We start from the raw sequence: 20604 nt of genomic DNA, 5'->3' as shown, positions 1-20604 counted from the left end.
GGAGAACCACGCCGATGAAGGTCCTTGTACCTGTGAAGCGCGTGATCGACTACAACGTGAAGGTTCGCGTGAAGGCGGACGGGAGCGGTGTCGATCTTGCCAATGTTAAGATGTCGATGAACCCGTTCGACGAGATTGCGGTTGAAGAGGCGATCCGCCTGAAGGAGGCCGGCAAGGCCGACGAGGTTGTGGCTGTCAGCATCGGCGTCAAGCAGGCGCAGGAGACGCTGCGCACGGCGCTGGCGATGGGCGCGGACCGGGCGATCCTGGTGGTGGCCGCCGATGACTTGCACACCGATATCGAGCCGCTGGCCGTGGCCAAGATCCTGAAGGCCATCGTCGACGAGGAACAGCCCGGGCTGGTCATCGCCGGCAAGCAGGCGATCGACAATGACATGAACGCCACCGGCCAGATGCTGAGCGCGCTGCTGGGCTGGTCCCAGGCGACCTTTGCCAGCGAGATCGACATCGACGGCGACGCGGCCAAGGTCACGCGCGAGGTCGATGGCGGCCTGCAGACGATCTCGGTCAAGCTGCCCGCGATCGTCACCGCCGACCTGCGCCTGAACGAGCCGCGCTATGCGTCGCTCCCGAACATCATGAAGGCCAAGAAGAAGCCGCTGGACGAGAAGACCGCCGCCGATTACGGCGTCGATGTCGCCCCGCGGCTGGAGATTGTGTCGACCGCCGAACCGGCCGCGCGCAGCGCCGGGATCATGGTCGGCTCGGTCGACGAGCTGGTTGCGAAACTCAAAGAAGCGGGGGCTGTGTGATGGCTGTACTTTTGCTGGCCGAAGTGACCAATGGCGAATTGTCGCTGGACGCCACCGCCAAGGCGGTGAGCGCGGCGAAAGCCCTGGGCGACGTGACCGTTCTGTGCGCCGGTGCATCGGCCGCCGCCGCCGGTGAGGCCGCCGCCAGGATCGACGGCGTGGCCAAGGTCCTGGTGGCCGAGGACGCCACGCTGGGCCACCGCCTGGCGGAACCCACCGCGGCGCTGATCGTCAGCCTGGCCGACGGCTATTCCCACATCGTGGCGCCCGCGACCACCGACGCCAAGAACGTGATGCCGCGCGTGGCCGCGCTGCTGGACGTGATGGTGATCTCGGACGTCTCGGGCGTGGTGGATGCCGACACGTTCGAACGGCCCGTCTATGCGGGCAACGCCGTTCAGACGGTAAAGTCGAAAGATGAAAAGAAGGTTATCACCTTCCGCACCGCGACCTTCGACGCGGCGGGCGATGGCGGGTCGGCCCCGGTCGAGACCGTGGGCGCGGCCGCCGATCCGGGCCTGAGCGCCTGGGTCGAGGACAAGGTGGCCGAAAGCGACCGCCCCGAGCTGACCAGCGCGGGCATCGTCGTGTCGGGCGGCCGTGGCGTGGGGTCGGAAGCCGACTTCGCGCTGATCGAAAAGCTCGCCGACACGCTGGGCGCGGCCGTGGGCGCCAGCCGTGCGGCCGTCGACAGCGGGTTCGCCCCCAACGACTGGCAGGTCGGCCAAACCGGCAAGGTCGTGGCACCAGAGCTTTACGTCGCCGTCGGCATCTCGGGCGCGATCCAGCACCTGGCGGGGATGAAGGACAGCAAGATCATCGTCGCCATCAACAAGGACGAAGAAGCCCCCATCTTCCAGGTCGCCGATTACGGCCTCGTCGCGGACCTCTTCGACGCCGTGCCAGAGTTGACCGAAAAACTCGGCTGACCGCACGCGCCAATCAAACAATCGTGCAAGGCCCGCCTTTTCGGCGGGCCTTTCCTTTTAACAGGCGATCAAGCGGTCGACGACCGGCGCCAGCTGACGTGCCAGCGCATCATGCGCCGCCGTGCCCGGCCCCTGTGCCGTGTCGGCGGCCCCGCAATCCTGTACCGGCAGATCGGCCTGTACGAAGGCGGTGAATTCCCCGCGCACCTGCGCAAGCGTGCCGCAATCGACAAAGGGCGCCGCCGGTGCGGGACCGGTCGTCGCGGGCGGTTGCGGCGTCAGCCACAACAGAACCGACCGGCGGGACAGGCGCGCCGCCAGCTGTTGCATCCGCGCGACCCAGTGCTGTTGCAGGTCGGCCAGAAGCACCGCGAACCGCGTCGGCGACACCGCATGCAATTCCTGCAACATGTGCCCGGTGAAGTGGAACCGGGCGAACTCGACCTCGGGGAAAAGGTTCTGCAATGGCGCCCTGGCGCGCAGGAACCGGTCATTTCGGCGTGGATGGACGCTGTAATAGCTGTTGGAAAGGTATTGCGCGCCGAGCACCTGAACCACGGTCAGGTGCGCGCGGGCGCAGATCGCCATCACCGTATCGTCAGCCACCAGTGCATCGAGCCCCGCATTGGGACAGCCCAGATTGATGACCGGCCGCCCCAGCAGCCGCGCCAGGCTGGCCGGAAACGGCTCATCCACGCCGGTGCCAAAGGTTTCGGACCCGCCCAGCGTCACGCAGAACGGCGCGTCGGTGCCGCTGGGCGGCCCCCGGAACGACAGCCGCGATGCACCATAGCTGCACAGGTGATAATCGGGCCTGTGCGCCCGGTCTGTATTGTACATGAGTGCCCCCGGGCTTTCACGTTTCAACCCAACCCCAGACTGCGCGCCGGAGGTTAGAATTTCCCTAACGTCGCCCGGCCCCGCCTTCGCGCTTGCCCTTGTCGCAATCGCCTGCCTATTGTCTGAACCAGACAAGAACGGGGTGACAGATCATGGACGTCAATACGGTCGGTGTTGTCGGGGCAGGTCAGATGGGCAACGGCATCGCGCATGTGATGGCGCTTGCCGGGTACGAGGTGTTGCTGAACGACGTTTCGCAGGATGCGCTGAACGCGGCGCTGGGGCGGATCGACAAGAACCTGGAACGCCAGGTCAGCCGCGAGAAGATCTCTGCCGAGGAGAAAGCCGCCGCGATGGGGCGGATCCGGACCACGCTGACCCTGACCGATCTGGGCCAGGCAGATCTGGTCATCGAAGCCGCGGCCGAGCGCGAGACGGTCAAGCAGGCGATCTTCGAGGATCTGCTTCCGCATCTGAAACCCGAAACGATCCTGACCAGCAACACGTCGTCGATTTCCATCACCCGGCTGGCCAGCCGCACCGACCGGCCCGAGAAATTCATGGGATTCCATTTCATGAACCCGGTGCCGGTGATGCAGCTGGTCGAGCTGATCCGCGGCATCGCCACCGACGAGCCGACCTATCGCACCTGTCTGGGCGTGGTGGAAAAGCTGGGCAAGACCGCCGCCAGCGCCGAGGATTTCCCGGCCTTCATCGTCAACCGCATCCTGATGCCGATGATCAACGAGGCGGTCTATACGCTGTATGAGGGTGTGGGCAACGTGCAGTCGATCGACCAGTCGATGAAGCTGGGCGCGAACCATCCGATGGGGCCGCTGGAGCTGGCCGATTTCATCGGGCTGGACACCTGTCTGGCGATCATGAACGTGCTGCATGACGGGCTGGCCGACACCAAGTACCGGCCCTGCCCGCTGCTGACGAAATATGTCGAGGCCGGCTGGCTGGGCCGCAAGACGCAGCGCGGATTTTACGATTATCGCGGCGAGAGCCCGGTGCCGACCCGCTGAGCCGGCAACCGGCCGGGGGGCCAGCCCCCCGGACCCCCCGGAGTATTGTCGCCAAGAAGAAGGGGCGGTTCAGCCCTGTTTCAGCGACAGGGTCTGGTCACGCAGCCATGCCATGAAGCCGCGCGGATTGCCCGACCAGTCGTCGATGATCTGACGTTCGATCGGGGCACCGATCACCGGGGCCTGGGGACGGTTCAGGGCGTGCACGACCTCGTAGAGCAGCAGCCCCTGGCGCAGCGTGGCCGAAAGACGGTTGGCGATCTGATAGGCGCGGGAATTCTGGCCGGGGAAATAGATCGGCACCACCCGGGCGCCCGAGCGCTGGATCATCTTGGCGGTGAAGGGGTTCCATTCGCGTTCGATCACCGGGCCGAACCAGCTGTCGGACGAGGCGACGACGCCGGACGGGAACAGCACCACCGCGCCGCCGCCGTTCAGATGCTCCATCGCGCGTTTGCGCATTTCCAGGTTCTTTTGCAGCGCGCCGTCTTCGTGCGGGAAGGGCACGGGGATCATGAACATGTCGATCTCGGGGACGCCGGTCAGCAGCGACCGTGTCAGGATCTTGTAATCGGTGCGCACCCGGCCGATCAGTTCGGCCATCACCATGCCGTCGATCAGCCCGTGCGGGTGGTTGGCCACGAAGATCACCGGGCCGGTTTCGGGGATGCGCGCGATCTGGTCGGCCGGGGTGTTCAGCGCGATGCCCATCACGTCGAGCGCCTGGGGCCAGAAAGCTTGGCCAAAGGGGGCGCCCATTGCCTCGAACCGGCGAATGAGGCGCAACAGCCGCCATTTGCCGGTCACCCATTCCATCGTGCGGATGGTGTTGGCCTTCCACGGGTTGGCGAAGGTGTTGGCGTAGGACAGGCGCCGGTGGTCATAGGGTTCGCTTGCCGGCGTATCGGCGTCCGAGCGTTGCGCAGTCACATGTTTATGATGAGTGCTTTCGACCAAATGGCCCCCGTCTTCTTTCACGAAGATGCCTTCAGTATTCTTCCCCGAACTTGTCGGCGACAAGCGCATCCAGCGCATCGGCCAGTTCCAGGGCCTGTGGCCCGCTGGTTTGAACCTCAATAGAGGTTCCTTTCGACGCTGCCAACATCAAAAGCCCCATTATGGAGTCGCCCGAGGCGCTCATCCCGTCGCGGCTGACTTCGGCTTCGGCATCGAATTCCTCGACGCATTCCACGAATTTCGCAGAGGCCCGCGCGTGCAGGCCCTTTTCGTTGATGATCTGAAGAATGCGGTGTGTGTCGTCGCTCATGCGTGGTTATCCTGCGGGGCCATCGAAGCTGTTGATGTATTTGCGGCCCGCGGCCAGGGCGGATTCCACCGCCGTCGTGACCGGCAGGTTCCGGGATTTCGCCAGCTTGATCAGCATCGGCAGGTTGGCGCCATACATGATCATCCGATCGGTGGGGTTGCAGGCGCGCAGGCTGAGGTTCGAGGGCGAACCGCCGAACATGTCGGTCACCACCACCACGCCGTCGCCGGTGTCGACCTCGTCCGCGGCAGCGCAGATTTCGGCCTGTTTCACACCGCGGTCATGATCGGGTTCTATCGAGATGGCGCGGATGCCATTCTGTTCGCCAACCACGTGTTCGACCGCCGCCAGGTATTCCCTGGCCAAACCACCATGTGCGACAATCACGATACCGATCACGCGGTTTTCCCCGTTAGCGACCCATCAGGCGCAGGCGCCTTGCGTTCCAGTTCCCGGTGTCTTTTAGACACCCGCCATCCGGCCGCTGCAAGCGCCTGAACCAGTTTTTCTGCGACTGTGACGGAACGATGCTGTCCGCCGGTACACCCAAACGCGATTGAAAGATGCGACTTTCCCTCATCGCGATAGGCGGGCAGCAGGAATTCGGTCAACGAAAGGACCTTGTCGAAGAAAACCGCGAAGCGCGGGTCGCCGGCGACATAGTCGGCCACGCGCGCATCCTGGCCGTTCAGCTCGCGCAGGTCGGCCTGCCAATAGGGGTTGTTCAGGAACCGGCAGTCAAAGACCATATCGGCCCCGCGCGGCACGCCACGCTTGTACGAGAACGAATGGACCGACACTGCCAGGCGCGGCGAATCGGGGGCTCCGAACCAGCGGTCGATCTCGGCCCGCAGGTCGTGCGGGGTCATGTCCGAGGTATCGATCAGCACATCGGCCAGCGCCCGGATGGGCGTCAGCAGGTCGCGTTCGCGCGCGATCCCCTCGACCGGGCTTTCGGCGGGCGCCATCGGGTGGCGGCGGCGGGTTTCGGAATAGCGGCGCAGCAGAACGTCAGCGGCGCTGTCCAGATAGACCAGCTCGACCTCGACCGCGGGCATGGCGCGGGTCTGGGCGATCCGTTCCTCGAGCAGGGCGGTGCTGAAATCGCGGTTGCGGGTATCGACGCCCAGCGCCAGGGGCTGACCATGCGGCGGCCCGTCCAGAAGACGCGGGATCAGGCGCAGCGGCAGGTTGTCGATGGTCTCGTACCCCAGATCCTCGAGCGCCTTGAGCGCGGTCGAACGGCCCGCGCCGGACGGACCGGTCACCAGAACGACCCGGTGCACCTGGGCGGGTTCGGTCGTGTCGGGGGCGGGCGGGGTCACGCGCATCGGCCACCTTTCAAGTATTGCAGGATCGCTGCGGGAAAATGTGGTCCGTTCACGCGGCGAAGCAAGGGCAGCGCGATGCCTGCCAGCCGGGTCTGGTGACGCGGCGGCAGGCGGTCGGTTTCCGTCACATCCAGATCGACGACCAGACGGACCCGCGCGGCCGGGGCGCAATCGGCGGCCAGGATGCCGATGCCGCGCGCCTCGATCCGGCCGGCCAATGCGGGCGGGCACGTGGCGATCAGCCCATCGGCCGACGCGGTCAGGCAGGTGCGGTCATCGGCGACCAGCATCGCACCGCGCGCCATCAATTCCAGCGCCAGCGTGGATTTTCCCGATCCGGATTTGCCCGTGATCAGCACCCCCTGCCCGTGCAGCGCGACGCAGCTGGCATGCAGGATGCGCGGCGCGTCCACAGGTCCGGATTCGCCCGCGACCATGGCGCGCGCTCAGATCGGCAGACCCACCACGAAGCGGGCCCCCAGGGGTTCCGAGGTGATGTCGGCATCGGTGGGGCGGATATTCTCGGCCCAGATCACGCCGCCATGGGCTTCGACGATCTGTTTGGAAATCGCCAGGCCCAGCCCCGAATGATCGCCGAATTGCCGTTCGGGGCGTTCCGAATAGAACCGGTTGAAGATCTTTGTCAGCGCCTGTTCGGGGATGCCGGGGCCGGTATCCTCGACCACGATCAGCACGCGGTTCTGACGCTTGCGGGCCCAGATCCGCACCGCGTCGCCCTCTTCGCAGAAGGAAATCGCGTTGGTGATCAGGTTGACGAAGACCTGCGCCAGGCGCGGCTCCAGCCCCTGGATGACCACCGGTTCGGACGGCAGGTCGGAAATGAAATCGACCCCCTTTTCGCGCGCGTCCTCGCCCAGATGTTCGGACAGGTTTTCCAGAAGCTGGCGCAGGTTGAAGCTTTCTTCCTCTTCCTTGACCAGTTCGCTGTCCAGCCGCGAGGCGTTCGAGATGTCGCTGACCAGACGGTCCAGACGGCGCACGTCATGTTCGATCACATCCAGCAGCTTGGCGCGGTGTTCGTCCTTCTTGACCATGCGCAGCGACCCGACTGCAGAACGCAGGCTGGCAAGCGGGTTCTTGATCTCGTGCGCGACATCGGCGGCGAATTGTTCGTTGGCGTCGATCCGGTCGTACAGCGCGGTGACCATGCCGCGCAACGCCCCCGACAGGCGCCCGATCTCGTCCGGGCGGGCGGTCAGGTCGGGGATGCGGACGCGGCTTGGGCTCATCTTGCGGGCGTTCTTGTCGCGGCCGATTTCGGCGGCGGCAGCCAGATCCGAAAGCGGGTTGGCGATGGTCGAGGCCAGAACAAGGCTCAGGCCGATGGACACCAGAATGGCGATCACGAACATCTGCAACACCTGTTCGCGTTCGGACCGCACCAGCAGGTCGATCTCGCCCCCCGCGCTGGTCATGGCCAGAACGCCCAGCACGGCGCCCTTCTGCATGATGGGGGTCGTCACGGCAAAGATCGTCGCGCCACCGGTTCCGACGCTGATCTCGGCCTTGGTCTGGCCATCCTCGAAGGTCAGCGGGGCAAGCTGTTCGACACGCGCAACCGGCGGCAGCACGTTGCCGCGATCCGAATTCGGGGTGACGATGGCCGCAAGCGTTTCCCAGACCCCGTTCAGGAAATCGGTGATCATCGTCGAATCCTCACCGCTTTGCACGATGGGGGGCACCCGGTTTTCCGACCCCTCGGACGAGGCGACGACCGTGCCCGCGGGGTCATAGATATACGCCTCGACCGTTGTCGGCAGCTTGATCTGGGCCAGCACGCTGCTCAGCTCGGCAGGCGGCAGCAGAACCGGCGCCGGCGCGGGTTCGGACGTGGGGACGGTGCCATCGGCCGGAACCGCATCATCGACGGCAACCGCGGCCTGCAACATCGGCAACTGGGCCGAGATGACGTTGGCGATCAGCTCTGTCTGGGTGACGAAGGCGTTTTCGTGCTGTTCGACCAGGCTGTCGCGACCGGGGTTCAGGTACAGGATACCCGCCACCAGCACCAACAGCGCCACCAGGTTGAACGTGACGATCTTGCGCGCCAAAGGCGACCGGTTCAGCGCAATGACATTCCGCTTCTGTCGCTCCTGGCGCATGGCGGTTTCCGTCGCCCCGTCAGGGGCAACCCAATCCTCGCCTAGCAGTACATCAGCGTTTCGTGTCGCGCGCGTGTAAGCCAATTCCTTCCCCAGAACCTGCCCTATTCTTCGTTATAGCGATAGCCGATCCCATATAGCGTTTCGATCGCGGCAAAATCAGGGTCTGTTTGGCGCATTTTCTTGCGCAGACGTTTGATGTGGCTGTCGATGGTGCGGTCGTCGACGTAAACTTGGTCGTCATAGGCCACGTCCATCAGCTGGTCGCGGGACTTCACAAAGCCCGGACGTTGCGCCAGCGCCTGCAGCAGCAGGAATTCGGTCACGGTCAGGGACACGTCCAGCCCTTTCCACGTCACCGCATGGCGCAGTGGGTCCATCGACAAAGAGCCGCGCTCCATCACCTTGGTCTCTTCGGTGGGGGTTCCGGCGTCGTCGGCGGCCAGCGCCTCTTGCCGGCGCAGAAGGGCACGGATGCGTTCGACCAGCAGACGTTGCGAGAACGGCTTCTTCACATAGTCGTCCGCGCCCATGCGCAGGCCCAGAACCTCGTCGATCTCGTCGTCCTTCGAGGTCAGGAAGATCACCGGCATCGATGTCTTCTGGCGCAGGCGCTGCAACAGGTCCATGCCGTCCATGCGCGGCATCTTGATGTCCAGCACCGCCATGTCCGGCAGGCGCTTGTTAAAGGCATCAAGGGCGGACTGACCGTCATTATACGTTTCGACCTCGAAACCTTCCGCTTCGAGCGTCATCGAGACCGAAGTCAAAATGTTTCGGTCATCGTCGACCAGAGCAATCCTTGACATTTGTCTACACCTATTTCCTGCTCATTTCCGATTTCGGCCATTTTCTGCCGGTTGCGCTCACAGAATCAACAACTAACTGCGAATCACCCGACTGTTTCGCATGTGACGACCCCCAAATATCGTCAACAATTGCGATTATACATCAGTTCGTAAGCGCTCCGGAAATTTATCTGTCGATGGTTGCGCTAACTGCGACACCGCGCCTGTTCCCCATCCGAAGCGACATGTTATATCGGCGCGTGCCGCCCGCCATGGCGGGTTCGGTGGTTGCTGCCACCGCAAAGTTAATTCGAGCCGCCATCGCGGGTCGCGTCAGGAGCAAGCAGATGACAACTGGACGGGTTAACCCAAAGCAACGCCTGGAGGACCAGGGCATTTCGGGGCTGGGAAACGTCTATTACAACCTCATGGAGCCGGCTTTGATCGAAGAGGCTCTGAAACGTGACGAAGGCACCTTGGGCAATGGCGGCGCCTTCCTCGTCAGTACCGGCGAGCATACCGGTCGGTCCCCCAAGGACAAGTTCGTGGTGCGCACCCCGTCGGTGGAAGACAGCATCTGGTGGGAAAACAACAAGCCGATGACGCCCGAAGCGTTCGATGCGCTTTATGCCGACATGCTGGCACACATGAAGGGCGGCGACTATTTCGTGCAGGACCTGTACGGCGGGGCCGATCCGGCGCACCGGCTGGATGTGCGCATGGTCACCGAGCTGGCCTGGCATGGTCTGTTCATCCGGCACCTGCTGCGCCGTCCCGCGCGGGACGAGCTGGACGATTTCGCACCGGAATTCACCATCATCAACTGCCCCAGCTTCAAGGCCGACCCCGAAAAGCACGGCTGCCGGTCGTCGACCGTCGTCGCGCTGAACTTCGACAAGAAGCTGATCCTGATCGGCGGCACCGAATATGCGGGCGAGAACAAGAAATCCGTATTCACCCTGCTGAACTACATCCTGCCCGGCAAGGGCATCATGGCGATGCACTGCTCGGCCAACCACGCCATCGACAACCCGGTCGACACCGCCGTGTTCTTTGGCCTGTCGGGCACCGGCAAGACCACCCTGTCGGCCGACCCCAGCCGTGTGCTGATCGGCGATGACGAACATGGCTGGTCCGACCGCGGCACCTTCAACTTCGAAGGCGGCTGCTATGCCAAGACCATCAACCTGAGCGCCGAGGCCGAGCCCGAGATCTATGCCACCACGACCAAGTTCGGTACGGTGATCGAAAACATGGTGTTCGACCCCGAGACCAAGGAACTGGATTTCGATGATGACAGCCTGACCGCCAACATGCGGTGCGCCTATCCGCTGGAATACATCTCGAACGCCTCGCCGAACTCGCTGGGCGGGCATCCCAAGAACATCATCATGCTGACCTGCGATGCGTTCGGCGTGCTGCCCCCCATCGCGCGGCTGACACCGGCGCAGGCGATGTATCACTTCCTGTCGGGCTTCACGTCCAAGGTTGCGGGCACCGAAAAGGGCGTGACCGAGCCCGAGCCGACATTCTCGACCTGTTTCGGCGCGCCCTTCATGCCGCGCCGCCCGGAAGCCTATGGCAACCTGCTGCGCGAAAAGATCGCCAAGCACGGCGCGACCTGCTGGCTGGTCAATACCGGCTGGACCGGTGGCGCCTATGGCACCGGCAGCCGGATGCCGATCAAGGCCACCCGCGCCCTGCTGCACGCCGCGCTGGACGGGTCGCTGAACGATGTCGAATTCCGCAAGGACGCCAATTTCGGCTTCGAGGTCCCGGTCAAGGTCGAAGGCGTGGCCGAGGTTCTGCTGGACCCGCGCCGCACCTGGGAAGACAAGGACGCCTATGACACCCAGGCGCGCAAGCTGGTGACCATGTTCGCCGACAATTTCGCGCAATACGTCCCCTTCATCGACGAGGACGTGAAAGCCGCCGCAATCGGCTGATCGCGGTGCGAAACGGATGAAAAGGGCCGCCTTCGGGCGGCCTTTTGCTGTCTGGGCTCAGCCCATCAGCCCCTTGCGGATCAGGTTGACCCCGGCCAGCAACAGCACCGCCAGCGTCACCTTGCGGAACCTGGTATGGTCCAGCCGGTCCTGCAGGCGAAACCCGATCGCCATGCCCAGCAGCGACGGAACGATCAGCGCCACCGAAAACGGCGCCGTCGCACTGTTCAGGATGCCGCTTTGCAGATGCCCCAGGAACAGCGCCAGCGACCCCACGCCATAGATCACCCCCTGCACGACCATCTGGCGGTCGCGCGGCGTGTCGATGGCCATCAGGTACAGAACCGTCGTCGGCCCCCAGGTCCCCGCAAGCCCGCCGAAGATGCCCGAGACCAGCCCCACAACCCATTCGGCCCGCTTGCGGTTATGGGGTGCGACATTCAGCCGCCAGCCGGCCAGCTGCAACAGCGTCAGCCCGACCACCGGCACCCCCAGGATCAGGTAAAAGACCTGGCTGGATACCAGCGCCACACCCTGCGCCGCGATCAGGATCGCGATGCACACGATCAGCAGATAGCGCCAAAAATCCCGTGCCGCCAGAACCGCAACGGCCGCGCCTTTTCGCAATGTTTGCAACAGGTTGCTCAGCAAGACCGGGGCGATGATCCCGGCCAGCGCCAGCTTGGGGTCCATGATGCTGCCCAGACCCGACACTAGGATCAGCGGCAGCGCGAACCCCACCACCCCCTTGACCAGCCCCGCCAGCAACGCGATCGCGAACGCTAAAATCAGCGTCAGACTTGATAGATCGGAAAGCAGCCCCATGCTCATGCCTTGATCTAACGCAGGGGGGATTGGAATGACCAGCCACAAGAAACACAATTTCGAGCGCGACATTATTGTTCGCCAGCGCCCCGCAAAGGGAATTTTAATTGCGCTGCGCTTGCAAAATGTCTATGCCAGCCAGAACCCATAGTATAGGAGCCGACTCATGCCCCATGATGGACAGGAAATGCCCGTGGCTGCGATGGAATCCGGAATTTTGCCCGATCTGCTGAGCTTGACCGGCGCGGCGGTTGCACCTGCAGAAAAGCTGCTGGAAACCGCAATCGCCAAGATGCGCGAGACCGTCACCGTCGACGGCCGCATCTCGGGCGCGGCGCTTGAACAGAACCAGCACGGCGCCCATGCGCTGGCGTGGCTGGCAACCTATGTCGAATCCCTGCGCCAGATGCAGAAATGGGCCGACGACCTGAACACCGCCGGACGCTTTGGCGAGATGGAACAGCTGATCCTGCAGATCGGCTTCGGCGAATACCTGTGGCAGATCTATGGCGGCATCCCGATGAGCCAGGGCGAAATGGCCCGGCTGCAGGATATCGGCCTGAGCCAGGACGACCAGCGCGGCCTGATGACCGACGCGGTGATGACGCTGTGCAACCAGGGCAACACACAGGCCGCACGTATGCGCCTGGTGGCGCTGATGCGCGACAATGCCGGGCACGCCACCTTTGGCGCCAGCGGGCTGGACGAAGAGCTGGAAATGATCCGCGAGCAGTTCCGCCGCTATGCCGAGGATCGCGTGGTGCCCAACGCCCATGAATGGCACCTGAAGGACGAGCTGATCCCGATGGACATCATCGAGGAACTGGCAGAGATGGGCGTTTTCGGCCTGACCATTCCCGAGGAATTCGGCGGGCTGGGTCTGACCAAGGCCGCCATGGTCGTGGTGTCCGAAGAGCTGAGCCGCGGCTATATCGGCGTCGGCTCGCTGGGCACCCGTTCGGAAATCGCGGCCGAGCTGATCCTGGCCGGCGGCACCGACGCGCAAAAGGAAGAGTGGCTGCCGAAACTGGCCAGCGCCGAGATCCTGCCGACCGCCGTCTTCACCGAACCCAATACCGGCTCGGACCTGGGCAGCCTGCGCACCCGCGCGGTCAAGACCGAGGATGGCAATTGGGAGATCACCGGCAACAAGACCTGGATCACCCACGCCGCCCGGACCCATGTCATGACCCTGTTGGCGCGGACCGATCCGAACACGACCGACCATAAGGGCCTGTCGATGTTCCTGGCCGAAAAGACCCCCGGCACGGACGAGAACCCCTTCCCGACCGAAGGCATGACCGGCGGCGAGATCGAGGTTCTGGGCTATCGCGGCATGAAGGAATACGAGCTGGGCTTTGACGGGTTCAAGGTCAAGGGCGACAACCTGCTGGGCGGGGTCGAGGGTCAGGGCTTCAAGCAGCTGATGAAAACCTTCGAGGCCGCCCGCATCCAAACCGCCGCCCGCGCCATCGGCGTGGCGCAGAACGCGCTGGAGGTCGGCATGCAATATGCCGAGGACCGCAAGCAGTTCGGCAAATCGCTGATCAACTTCCCCCGTGTCGCGGGCAAGCTGGCGATGATGGCGGTGGAAATCATGGTCGCACGGCAGCTGACCTATTTCTCGGCCTGGGAAAAGGACCACGACCAGCGCTGCGACCTCGAGGCCGGGATGGCCAAGCTGCTGGGCGCCCGCGTCGCCTGGGCCAGCGCCGATAACGCGCTGCAGATCCACGGTGGCAACGGCTTCGCGCTGGAATATCAGGTCAGCCGCATCCTGTGCGACGCGCGTATCCTGAACATCTTCGAAGGTGCCGCTGAAATTCAGGCACAGGTGATCGCGCGCCGCTTGCTGGGCTGATCCCTAGCGGGCCGTCGCATGAATGACGAAACAGGGCCAGTCCGGCAGACCGCCGGTCTGGTCCCTTTCATTTGCATTCTCGCAATTGGCCAGCGCCTTGCGCCGGGCGATCTGCGGCGACATCGCGCGCCAGCTCATGCCATAGGCACCGTTTTCCGATATGGCAAAGGCCTTGGCCCCCGGTAGGGTACGATAGCGCTGGAAATTTTGCGCCTCGCGGTGGCGCAGGGTCCGGCTGTGGTCGGGCACCGGATCCACCGGCATCGCTTCGGCCACGATCACACATCCCGGCGAGCGCCGCGCGCACCGGGCCAGGGCGGACTGCCGCGCCGCCTCCATGGTGCTATAGGCCGCAACCCAGCCGTACCCGCCATCCGGTGCTGCGGCGAACGCCCCGAAATACTCCGCTGTCTGGAACGCCTCTTGCCAGGCGTCCAGGGTGCCGCCCTCCAATACCAGATCGTGCCGCCGGACAATAACCGTCTGATCGGACAACAGGGCGAGGGCGGGTTCGGGGGTCTGACCAGGCCGGGCCGACCCGACCAACGCCAAAGCCGCAAGAGCGGCCAGAACCACGCCCAGATCCAGCCATCCAAGTTCGCGCAAATGTCTCATCCGGTTCTGATATCCGCGAACTCCGGCAAGAATCGGGCAAAGCGCCCGGCCCGCTTGCACGGCACGGGCAACCGGCGCATGTTGGCCGCATGACCCGTGCTCTTGCCCTGCTTGCGCTTCTGGCGCTGCCCGCCTGCCGCGACGAATCCCTCAGCGGCTTTGTCGCGCCCGATCAGGCCTTTGCCCTGCGCGAAATCGACGGCACCCGTTTCACCGCTCGCGCCACGCTGACCTTCCCCGAACCGGGCCGCATCGCGGGCACAGCGCCCTGCAACAGCTATTCCGGTACCCTGACCGCGCCCTATCCCTGGTTCGAAACCGGCGCGATCATGGCCACCGAACGCGCCTGCCCCGATTTGGCGCAGGAAACCGCGTTCTTCGCGGCCCTGTCCCAGATGACCCTGGCCGAGGTTTCGGGGAAGCTGCTGATCCTCAGCAACGATGCCGGGCGCCAGATGCTGTTCCAGGCGCCCTAGTCATCCACCGATTGCGCCAGAACCCGGCTGATCGCGGCGTGGTTCAGCCCGCTTTCCGCAGCCCAGCCGTTGAACGCAGCCTGCACCTTTTTCTGCGCCGATTTCGACGTGGCCGCCCCATCGATCACCCCCGCCACATTCAGCGCCGTCACGACCGAGCGCGACAGGATGAAATTGCCATACCCCATGAAGCGCAGCGCATATTGTCCCGTCACCCCGCCCAGCCGCGACCCGCGTTTCTTCAACAGATCAAACAGCCCCACCGTGTCGCTTTGCGGCCAATCGGCCAGAAAACCCGCAGCACTTCCATGCTCACGCGCCAGGTCGGACAGGAAGATCGCATTGTCACGAATGGTCAGGATCTTCTGTGGATTGCGCACGATATCGGTGTTCTGCAAATGCACGTCCAGATCGGCATCCGACATCATCGCATTGCGCCCGATGTCAAAGCCATGAAACGCGGCCTCGAATTCCGGCCACTTGTTTTCGATGACCTGCCAGTTGAAACCCGCCTGAAAGATCCGCTTGGTGAATTCCGCCAGGATCCGGTCATCGGTCAGCCCCGACATATCCGGATCGGCCACGTCGGCGATGGATTGGGCGATGACCGCGGCGCCCTTGCGGGCCTCGGCCATCTGGCGCATCTCGGCAAAGCTTTTCACGACATATCCTTTCGCAATCGTTCGATCAGGCGCGCCCGCGCCTCGGGCAGGGGCTTGTCGCCCAACGCCGGCGCCAGCCATCGGGCCAGAAAATGCCCGGTCACGGCCAACCCCTCCAATACATTTTCGCGTGATCCATCGCCGCCCCCCAGCAATTCCGCGGGCAGCGGCAACAGGCGGTCGGCCCACTCCCCCGCGCCCTCGGCACTGACCGCGCGCCCCGATTTCGGCGAGACATAGGCCAGATCGTCAATCGCCCCGGTCACCGCACAAGCCGACAGGTCGAGACCATAGCCCATCTCATCCAACAACGCCTGCTCCCACCGCAGATAAGCCAGCGGCCAATACGCCGACGGCCCCAGCATATCCAGCAAAGCCTGCGTGCGGCGGTAAAGCGGCAGATGCGCCGCGCGCTCGGGCAGGGAAAACTGCAACAGCGCCGTCACCGCGTTCAGCCCGGCCAGCGCCACCCGGTCCGACATCAGCGCCGCGCGCGACTGCACCGGCTCAACCGTGTAAGCGCCCAGGTGATCCTCGAGCCGGGCGCGCCAGGTCAGATCGAGCTGCGCGCCGGGTTGCAGGATCGGCGCGATCTTGCGGCTGGTCCCGCCGCGCACCACCCCGCCATGGCGGCCGTGACCCTCGGTGAAAACATCGATGATCGCCGAGCTTTCGCCATGCTTGCGCACGGACAGCAAAATGCCTTGGTCACGCCACTCCATCGGGGCTTCATTGTTCCTCAAATACTCCCGCCGGAGGCATTAAAGTCAGGAAAGCCCCGGTTCGTCCAGCAAATGCCGCCCGCCGCGATCCTCGACCTCGATCACCCAAAGATCGGGGTCGAAACCACGCTGCGCGGTGATCGAGGCATCGACCGTCGCCTCGTCCCCTTCGGCCAGAACCACCCATTGGCGATCGCCGGTCATCAGATCGAAGCTGCGCTGGAATACCTGTGCCTGCCCGTCCAGCGTGTTCAATTTGATCAGAACCGCCCCGGCGGTCAGGTCGCCCTTGGCCGTGACGAAAGCGGGAATGTCGGCCAGCCGCAGACGGGTCAGATAGGCTTGCACCCAGAATTCGCTGGTCAGGCGCGTCATGGCTGGCGCAGGCAGCGGGGGCCAGCCCCCGCACCCCCGGGAGTATTTTCACCAAGAAGAAGGGGGCGGCGATCAGTTGCCATCGCGGAAGTCGAGGCCCATTTCGTCGTAGCGTTCGGATTCTTCCAGCCAGTTCGGGCGCACCTTGACCTGCAGGAACAGGTGCACTTTGCGGCCCAGGAATTCCTCGAGCTCTTCGCGCGCGGCCTTGCCGACGGCCTTGATCGTTTCGCCCTTGTGGCCCAGCACGATGCCCTTGTGTCCATCGCGGGCGACATAGATCACCTGCTCGATCCGGGCCGAGCCATCCTTGCGCTCATCCCATTTCTCGGTCTCGACGGTCAGCTGATAGGGCAGTTCCTGGTGCAGGCGCAGGGTCAGCTTTTCGCGCGTCATCTCGGCCGCGATCATCCGCATCGGCAGATCGGCGATCTGATCCTCGGGGTAGAGCCACGGGCCTTCGGGCAGGTGTTCGGCCAGCCAGTCGCGCAGATCGTCGACGCCGTAACCTTTTTCGGCCGAGATCATGAAGGTCTGGGCGAAGGGATAGGCCTCGTTCAGCTGTTCGGTCAGCGCCAGCAGCGCCTTGGCTTCGACCCGGTCGATCTTGTTGATGGCCAGCGCGACGGTCTGGGTGTCGCTGATCCGCTCGCGCAGCGCCGCAAGGATGGTTTCGACCCCTTCGGTCAGGCCGCGATGCGCCTCGACCAGCAGCACGACGATATCAGCATCCGCCGCCCCGCCCCAGGCGGCGGCGACCATGGCGCGGTCCAGCCGGCGGCGCGGGCGGAAAAGGCCCGGCGTGTCGACGAATACGATCTGCGCGTCGCCCTCAAGTGCGACGCCCCTTATGCGCGCGCGTGTCGTCTGAACCTTGTGGGTCACGATCGACACCTTGGCGCCGACCATGCGGTTCAGAAGGGTGGATTTCCCGGCATTGGGTTCGCCGATCAGGGCCACGAAGCCCGCGCGTGTCTCAGCCATCCTTGGCCTCCAGTTTCTGTAGCAGCGCCTTGGCGGCGGCTTGCTCTGCCTGGCGCTTCGAATGCGCCTCGGCACGTTCTTCCTCGCCCGATTGCAGTTTCACCACGATGGTGAAGACCGGCGCGTGGTCGGGGCCGCTGCGCGCGACCTCGAGATATTGCGGCGGCTGCTGGCCACGGGCCTGTGCCCATTCCTGCAGCGCGGTCTTGGCGTCGCGCGCGTCATCTTCGACCCGGGCGATCCGGTCGCCCCACAGGCGCAACACCGCATCGCGGGCGGCCTCGAACCCGGCATCGAGGTAGATCGCGGCGATCACCGCCTCCATCCCGTCGGCCAGAAGCGCCTCTTTGCGGCGCCCGCCCGAGACCATTTCCGACCGGCCGAGTTTCAGCGCGTCGCCCAACCCGATCTGACGCGCGACATCGGCGCAGGTCTCGCGCCGGACCAGCGCGTTATAGCGCGGCGCCAGCCGCCCCTCGGCCGCCTGTTTGTCGGCCTGCAGCAGCGCGCCCGCCATGGTCAGGCCAAGCACCCGGTCGCCCAGGAATTCCAGCCGCTGGTTGTCGGGCCGCGTGGGCGAGGACATGGACGGATGGGTCAGCGCGGTCAGGATCAGTTCGGGGCGTTTGAAACGATACCCCAACCGGTCGCAAAAGGCGCTTATATCGGCGGAAAGCTTCACTCGATCCCCTTCAGGAACCGATCCGGGCGCCAGGTCCAGAAGAAGAACAGCGACCGCCCGGCAGAGCTGAACATGATCCGGTCGGCACGGCCGATCAGGTAATCGCGGTGGACATAGCCGACGCCGCCATTGACCTGCGGATAGCGGCTGTCCTGGCTGTTGTCGCGGTTGTCGCCCATGAAGAAATAGTGATCGGCGGGCACGGTATAGACCTCGGAATTGTCCGAGAAGAAACCGTCGCGCACGTTCAGGATCGAATGGCTGACGCCGTTGGGCAGGGTCTCGGTCTGGCGCTGCTTGATGCAATCGCCGCCCTCGCCCACCGGGCCGTTGGCGCATTTCGGATAATAGCCCACCGGCCCCTGTTTGTGGAAAGTTTCGATGAAATCGGGGGCGGGGTCCAGTTTCACCGCCGTGCCATTGATGAACAGCACGCCATCCTGCATCTGCACCCGGTCGCCCGGCAGGCCGATCAGGCGCTTGATGAAGTCGCTGCCATTGACGGGATGGCGGAACACGACGACATCGCCGCGCTTGGGCTCGCGCGCCAGGATGCGACCGTCAATCGGGCACATCGAGAACGGGCAGGAATATTTCGAATAGCCATAGGCCATCTTGTTCACGAACAGGAAATCGCCGATCAGCAGCGTGTCCTTCATCGAGCCCGAGGGGATCCAGAACGGCTGGAAGAACAGCGTCCGGAAAACGCCCGCGATCAACAGCGCATAAACGATCGTCTTGACCGTTTCCATGATGCCGTCTTCGGCTTTTTCCTTGGCCATAATGTCCTGCCTTTTATGGGTTTGGGCGCTACATGGGCGGCGGGGCTGAAACTGTCAAGCCAAAGGCCGCGCCTCGATCACCACAAAGGCCTGCGCCCAGGGGTGGTCGTCGGTCAACGTGACGTGGATGATGGCTTCGTGACCGGGGGGCGTCATCTCGGTCAGGCGTTCGGCGGCCCAGCCGGTGACCTGCATCACCGGCTGCCCGGTCTTGAGGTTGGTGACGGCCATGTCCTTCCACGCGATGCCCATGCGCAAGCCGGTGCCCAGCGCCTTGGAGCATGCCTCTTTCGCGGCCCAGCGCTTGGCATAGGTACCGGCGGTGTCGGCGCGGGCCTCGGCCTTGTGCTGTTCGGTGTCGGTGAAGACGCGGTTGCGGAACCGGTCGCCGAACCGGTCCAGCGTGCCCTGGATGCGGTCGATATTCGCCAGGTCCGTGCCGATACCCAGGATCATTCCTGCATCCCGATCTTTGTCATCTGTGCAACTTGCATGCGCATTTCACAGCCCCGGAACCATGGTCATTCCGCCCCGCGTACCGGCGGCAGATACAGGAAATCCGCGGCCAGCGCGCGGGTCAGCCAGACACCGCTTTCCGTCATCCAAAAGGGCTGGCCATCGTCATGGGCGGCCCTGGCATAGACGGTGAAGACCACCGGCTTGCCGTCGTGTTCCACGGCCCGGCGGGCGGTTTCGGGATCCGCCGACAGGCGCACATGGTGCCGGGCATCGGGTTCCAGCCCACGGGTCAGGATCGCGGTTGCGGAAACCGCATCCGCCGCGTGATAAAGCGTGTCGGGCGGCACCCGCTCCACCAGGTCGATGGCGGCGTGTGTCATCCGCGCGCCTCGTCCATCAGGCGGCGCATTTCGTGAATGGCCGGTTCCAGCCCGCGAAAGATCGCCTCGCCAATGATGAAATGGCCGATATTCAGCTCTTTGATTTCCGGAAAGGCGGCGATGGGCTGCACCGTGTCATAGGTCAGGCCATGGCCCGCGTGCACCTCGAGCCCCAGGTCATGGGCAAAACCCGACATCTCGCGCAGGGCTTCGAACTCGCGGTCGCGGTCGTCAAAGCGCCCCTCGGCATGGGCATCGCAATAGGCGCCGGTGTGCAGTTCGATCACCTGGGCGCCGATGCGGTGGGCGGCTTCGATCTGGCGCTTGTCGGCGGCGATGAAGATCGACACGCGGCAGCCGGCCTCGCGCAGGGGCGCGATGAAATGGGCCAGGCGGTTTTCCTCGCGCGCGACTTCCAGCCCGCCTTCGGTCGTGCGTTCCTCGCGCCGTTCGGGCACGATGCAGACCGCGTGCGGCTTGTGGCGCAGGGCGATCTGCTGCATCTCGGTCGTTGCGGCCATCTCGAAGTTCAGCGGTACGGTCAGCCCGCCCATCAGACCGTCGATATCGGCATCGGTGATGTGGCGGCGATCCTCGCGCAGGTGGGCGGTGATCCCGTCGGCCCCGGCGGCCTGTGCCATCAGCGCGGCGCGGACCGGATCGGGGGTGTCGCCACCACGTGCATTGCGAACGGTGGCCACGTGGTCGATATTCACCCCCAGGCGCAGCGCCCGTTCTGATTGCTTGCTCATCGCG

Annotated in this window: 25 protein-coding genes; 6 read left to right on the top strand and 19 right to left on the bottom strand. The window is 64.4% G+C overall.

The window, feature by feature from the left end; genetic code table 11:
• The first annotated feature begins 14 nt into the window (after positions 1-14).
• Both CLM60_RS00915 and CLM60_RS00910 read left to right on the top strand, forming a co-directional pair.
• Positions 15-773 (top strand): electron transfer flavoprotein subunit beta/FixA family protein, encoded by a 759-nt coding sequence (locus tag CLM60_RS00915; protein WP_095587381.1) that lies wholly within the window; start codon positions 15-17, stop codon positions 771-773.
• Positions 773-1702: an electron transfer flavoprotein subunit alpha/FixB family protein gene (locus tag CLM60_RS00910; protein WP_095587380.1), complete on the top strand. Its 930-nt coding sequence runs from the start codon at positions 773-775 to the stop codon at positions 1700-1702. The genes CLM60_RS00915 and CLM60_RS00910 overlap by 1 nt, the downstream gene beginning before the upstream one ends.
• 57 nt (positions 1703-1759) lie before the next feature.
• On the opposite strand, the gene CLM60_RS00905 is transcribed toward CLM60_RS00910, so the two are convergent.
• Positions 1760-2542 (bottom strand): DUF6473 family protein, encoded by a 783-nt coding sequence (locus CLM60_RS00905; protein WP_095587379.1) that lies wholly within the window; start codon positions 2540-2542, stop codon positions 1760-1762.
• A gap of 152 nt (positions 2543-2694) precedes the next feature.
• Between CLM60_RS00905 and CLM60_RS00900 the strand changes: the two genes are divergently transcribed.
• Positions 2695-3570 carry a 3-hydroxybutyryl-CoA dehydrogenase gene (locus CLM60_RS00900; RefSeq protein ID WP_095587378.1) on the top strand — a complete coding sequence of 292 codons (876 nt, stop codon included), beginning with the start codon at positions 2695-2697 and terminating at the stop codon, positions 3568-3570.
• 69 nt (positions 3571-3639) lie between these two features.
• Here the strand turns inward: CLM60_RS00900 and CLM60_RS00895 are convergent, their stop codons facing one another.
• From CLM60_RS00895 to CLM60_RS00865, 7 genes are all read right to left on the bottom strand, one after another.
• Positions 3640-4527, bottom strand: coding sequence for a lysophospholipid acyltransferase family protein (locus CLM60_RS00895; RefSeq protein ID WP_425427191.1), 888 nt, complete (start codon positions 4525-4527; stop codon positions 3640-3642).
• Between the two features lie 31 nt (positions 4528-4558).
• Complete coding sequence (locus CLM60_RS00890) at positions 4559-4837, bottom strand: HPr family phosphocarrier protein (RefSeq protein WP_095587377.1); 279 nt, start codon at positions 4835-4837, stop codon at positions 4559-4561.
• Positions 4838-4843: 6 nt separating this feature from the next.
• Complete coding sequence (locus CLM60_RS00885) at positions 4844-5236, bottom strand: PTS sugar transporter subunit IIA (RefSeq protein WP_095587376.1); 393 nt, start codon at positions 5234-5236, stop codon at positions 4844-4846.
• Positions 5233-6168 (bottom strand): RNase adapter RapZ, encoded by a 936-nt coding sequence (gene rapZ / locus CLM60_RS00880; protein ID WP_095587375.1) that lies wholly within the window; start codon positions 6166-6168, stop codon positions 5233-5235. The genes CLM60_RS00885 and rapZ overlap by 4 nt, the downstream gene beginning before the upstream one ends.
• Complete coding sequence (locus CLM60_RS00875) at positions 6159-6605, bottom strand: HPr kinase/phosphorylase (protein ID WP_095587374.1); 447 nt, start codon at positions 6603-6605, stop codon at positions 6159-6161. The genes rapZ and CLM60_RS00875 overlap by 10 nt, the downstream gene beginning before the upstream one ends.
• A gap of 9 nt (positions 6606-6614) precedes the next feature.
• Entirely contained in the window at positions 6615-8291 is a 1677-nt protein-coding gene (locus CLM60_RS00870) for a sensor histidine kinase (RefSeq protein WP_095587373.1), read from the bottom strand.
• A 104-nt stretch (positions 8292-8395) separates the two neighbouring features.
• A complete protein-coding gene (locus CLM60_RS00865) occupies positions 8396-9100 on the bottom strand; it encodes a response regulator transcription factor (protein ID WP_036556763.1) in 705 nt (234 codons plus the stop codon).
• 326 nt (positions 9101-9426) lie between these two features.
• On the opposite strand from CLM60_RS00865, the gene CLM60_RS00860 reads away from it, so the two are divergent.
• Entirely contained in the window at positions 9427-11025 is a 1599-nt protein-coding gene (locus CLM60_RS00860; protein ID WP_095587372.1) for a phosphoenolpyruvate carboxykinase, read from the top strand.
• A 57-nt stretch (positions 11026-11082) separates the two neighbouring features.
• Here CLM60_RS00860 and CLM60_RS00855 read toward each other — a convergent pair whose 3' ends face one another.
• On the bottom strand, positions 11083-11850 hold the full coding sequence (locus CLM60_RS00855; RefSeq protein WP_095587371.1) for a sulfite exporter TauE/SafE family protein: 768 nt from the start codon (positions 11848-11850) through the stop codon (positions 11083-11085).
• Between the two features lie 166 nt (positions 11851-12016).
• On the opposite strand from CLM60_RS00855, the gene CLM60_RS00850 reads away from it, so the two are divergent.
• On the top strand, positions 12017-13711 hold the full coding sequence (locus CLM60_RS00850) for an acyl-CoA dehydrogenase family protein (RefSeq protein WP_095587370.1): 1695 nt from the start codon (positions 12017-12019) through the stop codon (positions 13709-13711).
• A gap of 3 nt (positions 13712-13714) precedes the next feature.
• Here CLM60_RS00850 and CLM60_RS00845 read toward each other — a convergent pair whose 3' ends face one another.
• Positions 13715-14317: a DUF4189 domain-containing protein gene (locus tag CLM60_RS00845; RefSeq protein ID WP_141246435.1), complete on the bottom strand. Its 603-nt coding sequence runs from the start codon at positions 14315-14317 to the stop codon at positions 13715-13717.
• Positions 14318-14415: 98 nt separating this feature from the next.
• Between CLM60_RS00845 and CLM60_RS00840 the strand changes: the two genes are divergently transcribed.
• Entirely contained in the window at positions 14416-14802 is a 387-nt protein-coding gene (locus CLM60_RS00840; RefSeq protein WP_095587368.1) for an META domain-containing protein, read from the top strand.
• On the opposite strand, the gene CLM60_RS00835 is transcribed toward CLM60_RS00840, so the two are convergent.
• The 9 genes from CLM60_RS00835 to CLM60_RS00795 form a co-directional block, all read right to left on the bottom strand.
• On the bottom strand, positions 14799-15464 hold the full coding sequence (locus CLM60_RS00835) for a DNA-3-methyladenine glycosylase I (protein ID WP_095587367.1): 666 nt from the start codon (positions 15462-15464) through the stop codon (positions 14799-14801). The two genes, CLM60_RS00840 and CLM60_RS00835, sit on opposite strands and share 4 nt — an antisense overlap.
• The gene (recO, locus tag CLM60_RS00830; protein ID WP_095587366.1) at positions 15461-16186 is read right to left on the bottom strand and encodes a DNA repair protein RecO; all 726 of its coding nucleotides are present in this window, start codon (positions 16184-16186) and stop codon (positions 15461-15463) included. Before recO ends, CLM60_RS00835 begins: the two co-directional genes overlap by 4 nt.
• Positions 16187-16231: 45 nt before the next feature.
• A complete protein-coding gene (locus CLM60_RS00825; protein ID WP_095587365.1) occupies positions 16232-16561 on the bottom strand; it encodes a DUF1491 family protein in 330 nt (109 codons plus the stop codon).
• Between the two features lie 72 nt (positions 16562-16633).
• Positions 16634-17545 (bottom strand): GTPase Era, encoded by a 912-nt coding sequence (gene era, locus CLM60_RS00820; RefSeq protein ID WP_095587364.1) that lies wholly within the window; start codon positions 17543-17545, stop codon positions 16634-16636.
• The gene (gene rnc, locus CLM60_RS00815) at positions 17538-18227 is read right to left on the bottom strand and encodes a ribonuclease III (protein WP_095587363.1); all 690 of its coding nucleotides are present in this window, start codon (positions 18225-18227) and stop codon (positions 17538-17540) included. The genes era and rnc overlap by 8 nt, the downstream gene beginning before the upstream one ends.
• Positions 18224-19012, bottom strand: coding sequence for a signal peptidase I (lepB, locus tag CLM60_RS00810; protein ID WP_176473752.1), 789 nt, complete (start codon positions 19010-19012; stop codon positions 18224-18226). Before lepB ends, rnc begins: the two co-directional genes overlap by 4 nt.
• Before the next feature lie 51 nt (positions 19013-19063).
• Positions 19064-19465, bottom strand: a complete 402-nt coding sequence (gene acpS, locus CLM60_RS00805; protein WP_095587361.1) for a holo-ACP synthase — start codon at positions 19463-19465, stop codon at positions 19064-19066.
• A gap of 65 nt (positions 19466-19530) precedes the next feature.
• The gene (locus tag CLM60_RS00800; RefSeq protein ID WP_095587360.1) at positions 19531-19848 is read right to left on the bottom strand and encodes an RNA 2'-phosphotransferase; all 318 of its coding nucleotides are present in this window, start codon (positions 19846-19848) and stop codon (positions 19531-19533) included.
• On the bottom strand, positions 19845-20600 hold the full coding sequence (locus tag CLM60_RS00795; RefSeq protein ID WP_095587359.1) for a pyridoxine 5'-phosphate synthase: 756 nt from the start codon (positions 20598-20600) through the stop codon (positions 19845-19847). Before CLM60_RS00795 ends, CLM60_RS00800 begins: the two co-directional genes overlap by 4 nt.
• Positions 20601-20604: the final 4 nt, after the last annotated feature.

It is taken from the genome of Actibacterium ureilyticum, from assembly GCF_002285435.1.
GTDB classification, from domain to species: Bacteria; Pseudomonadota; Alphaproteobacteria; order Rhodobacterales; family Rhodobacteraceae; genus Actibacterium_C; species Actibacterium_C ureilyticum.
Note: the sequence above shows the minus strand (reverse complement) of the source record. Positions and strands in the feature narration are given on the sequence as shown.

What these genes read in the sequence shown, in the direction of transcription:
- acpS (WP_095587361.1), bottom strand. Translation starts at nt 19,465, where the DNA reads ATGATCCTGGGTATCGGCACGGACCTGGCGAATATCGACCGCATCCAG.
- recO (WP_095587366.1), bottom strand. Translation starts at nt 16,186, where the DNA reads ATGGAGTGGCGTGACCAAGGCATTTTGCTGTCCGTGCGCAAGCATGGC.
- CLM60_RS00860 (WP_095587372.1), top strand. Translation starts at nt 9,427, where the DNA reads ATGACAACTGGACGGGTTAACCCAAAGCAACGCCTGGAGGACCAGGGC.
- CLM60_RS00875 (WP_095587374.1), bottom strand. Translation starts at nt 6,605, where the DNA reads ATGGTCGCGGGCGAATCCGGACCTGTGGACGCGCCGCGCATCCTGCAT.
- CLM60_RS00855 (WP_095587371.1), bottom strand. Translation starts at nt 11,850, where the DNA reads ATGGGGCTGCTTTCCGATCTATCAAGTCTGACGCTGATTTTAGCGTTC.
- CLM60_RS00905 (WP_095587379.1), bottom strand. Translation starts at nt 2,542, where the DNA reads ATGTACAATACAGACCGGGCGCACAGGCCCGATTATCACCTGTGCAGC.
- era (WP_095587364.1), bottom strand. Translation starts at nt 17,545, where the DNA reads ATGGCTGAGACACGCGCGGGCTTCGTGGCCCTGATCGGCGAACCCAAT.
- CLM60_RS00800 (WP_095587360.1), bottom strand. Translation starts at nt 19,848, where the DNA reads ATGACACACGCCGCCATCGACCTGGTGGAGCGGGTGCCGCCCGACACG.
- CLM60_RS00825 (WP_095587365.1), bottom strand. Translation starts at nt 16,561, where the DNA reads ATGACGCGCCTGACCAGCGAATTCTGGGTGCAAGCCTATCTGACCCGT.
- CLM60_RS00865 (WP_036556763.1), bottom strand. Translation starts at nt 9,100, where the DNA reads ATGTCAAGGATTGCTCTGGTCGACGATGACCGAAACATTTTGACTTCG.
- CLM60_RS00870 (WP_095587373.1), bottom strand. Translation starts at nt 8,291, where the DNA reads ATGCGCCAGGAGCGACAGAAGCGGAATGTCATTGCGCTGAACCGGTCG.
- CLM60_RS00890 (WP_095587377.1), bottom strand. Translation starts at nt 4,837, where the DNA reads ATGAGCGACGACACACACCGCATTCTTCAGATCATCAACGAAAAGGGC.
- rapZ (WP_095587375.1), bottom strand. Translation starts at nt 6,168, where the DNA reads ATGCGCGTGACCCCGCCCGCCCCCGACACGACCGAACCCGCCCAGGTG.
- CLM60_RS00900 (WP_095587378.1), top strand. Translation starts at nt 2,695, where the DNA reads ATGGACGTCAATACGGTCGGTGTTGTCGGGGCAGGTCAGATGGGCAAC.
- CLM60_RS00840 (WP_095587368.1), top strand. Translation starts at nt 14,416, where the DNA reads ATGACCCGTGCTCTTGCCCTGCTTGCGCTTCTGGCGCTGCCCGCCTGC.
- CLM60_RS00795 (WP_095587359.1), bottom strand. Translation starts at nt 20,600, where the DNA reads ATGAGCAAGCAATCAGAACGGGCGCTGCGCCTGGGGGTGAATATCGAC.
- CLM60_RS00910 (WP_095587380.1), top strand. Translation starts at nt 773, where the DNA reads ATGGCTGTACTTTTGCTGGCCGAAGTGACCAATGGCGAATTGTCGCTG.
- CLM60_RS00850 (WP_095587370.1), top strand. Translation starts at nt 12,017, where the DNA reads ATGCCCCATGATGGACAGGAAATGCCCGTGGCTGCGATGGAATCCGGA.
- CLM60_RS00915 (WP_095587381.1), top strand. Translation starts at nt 15, where the DNA reads ATGAAGGTCCTTGTACCTGTGAAGCGCGTGATCGACTACAACGTGAAG.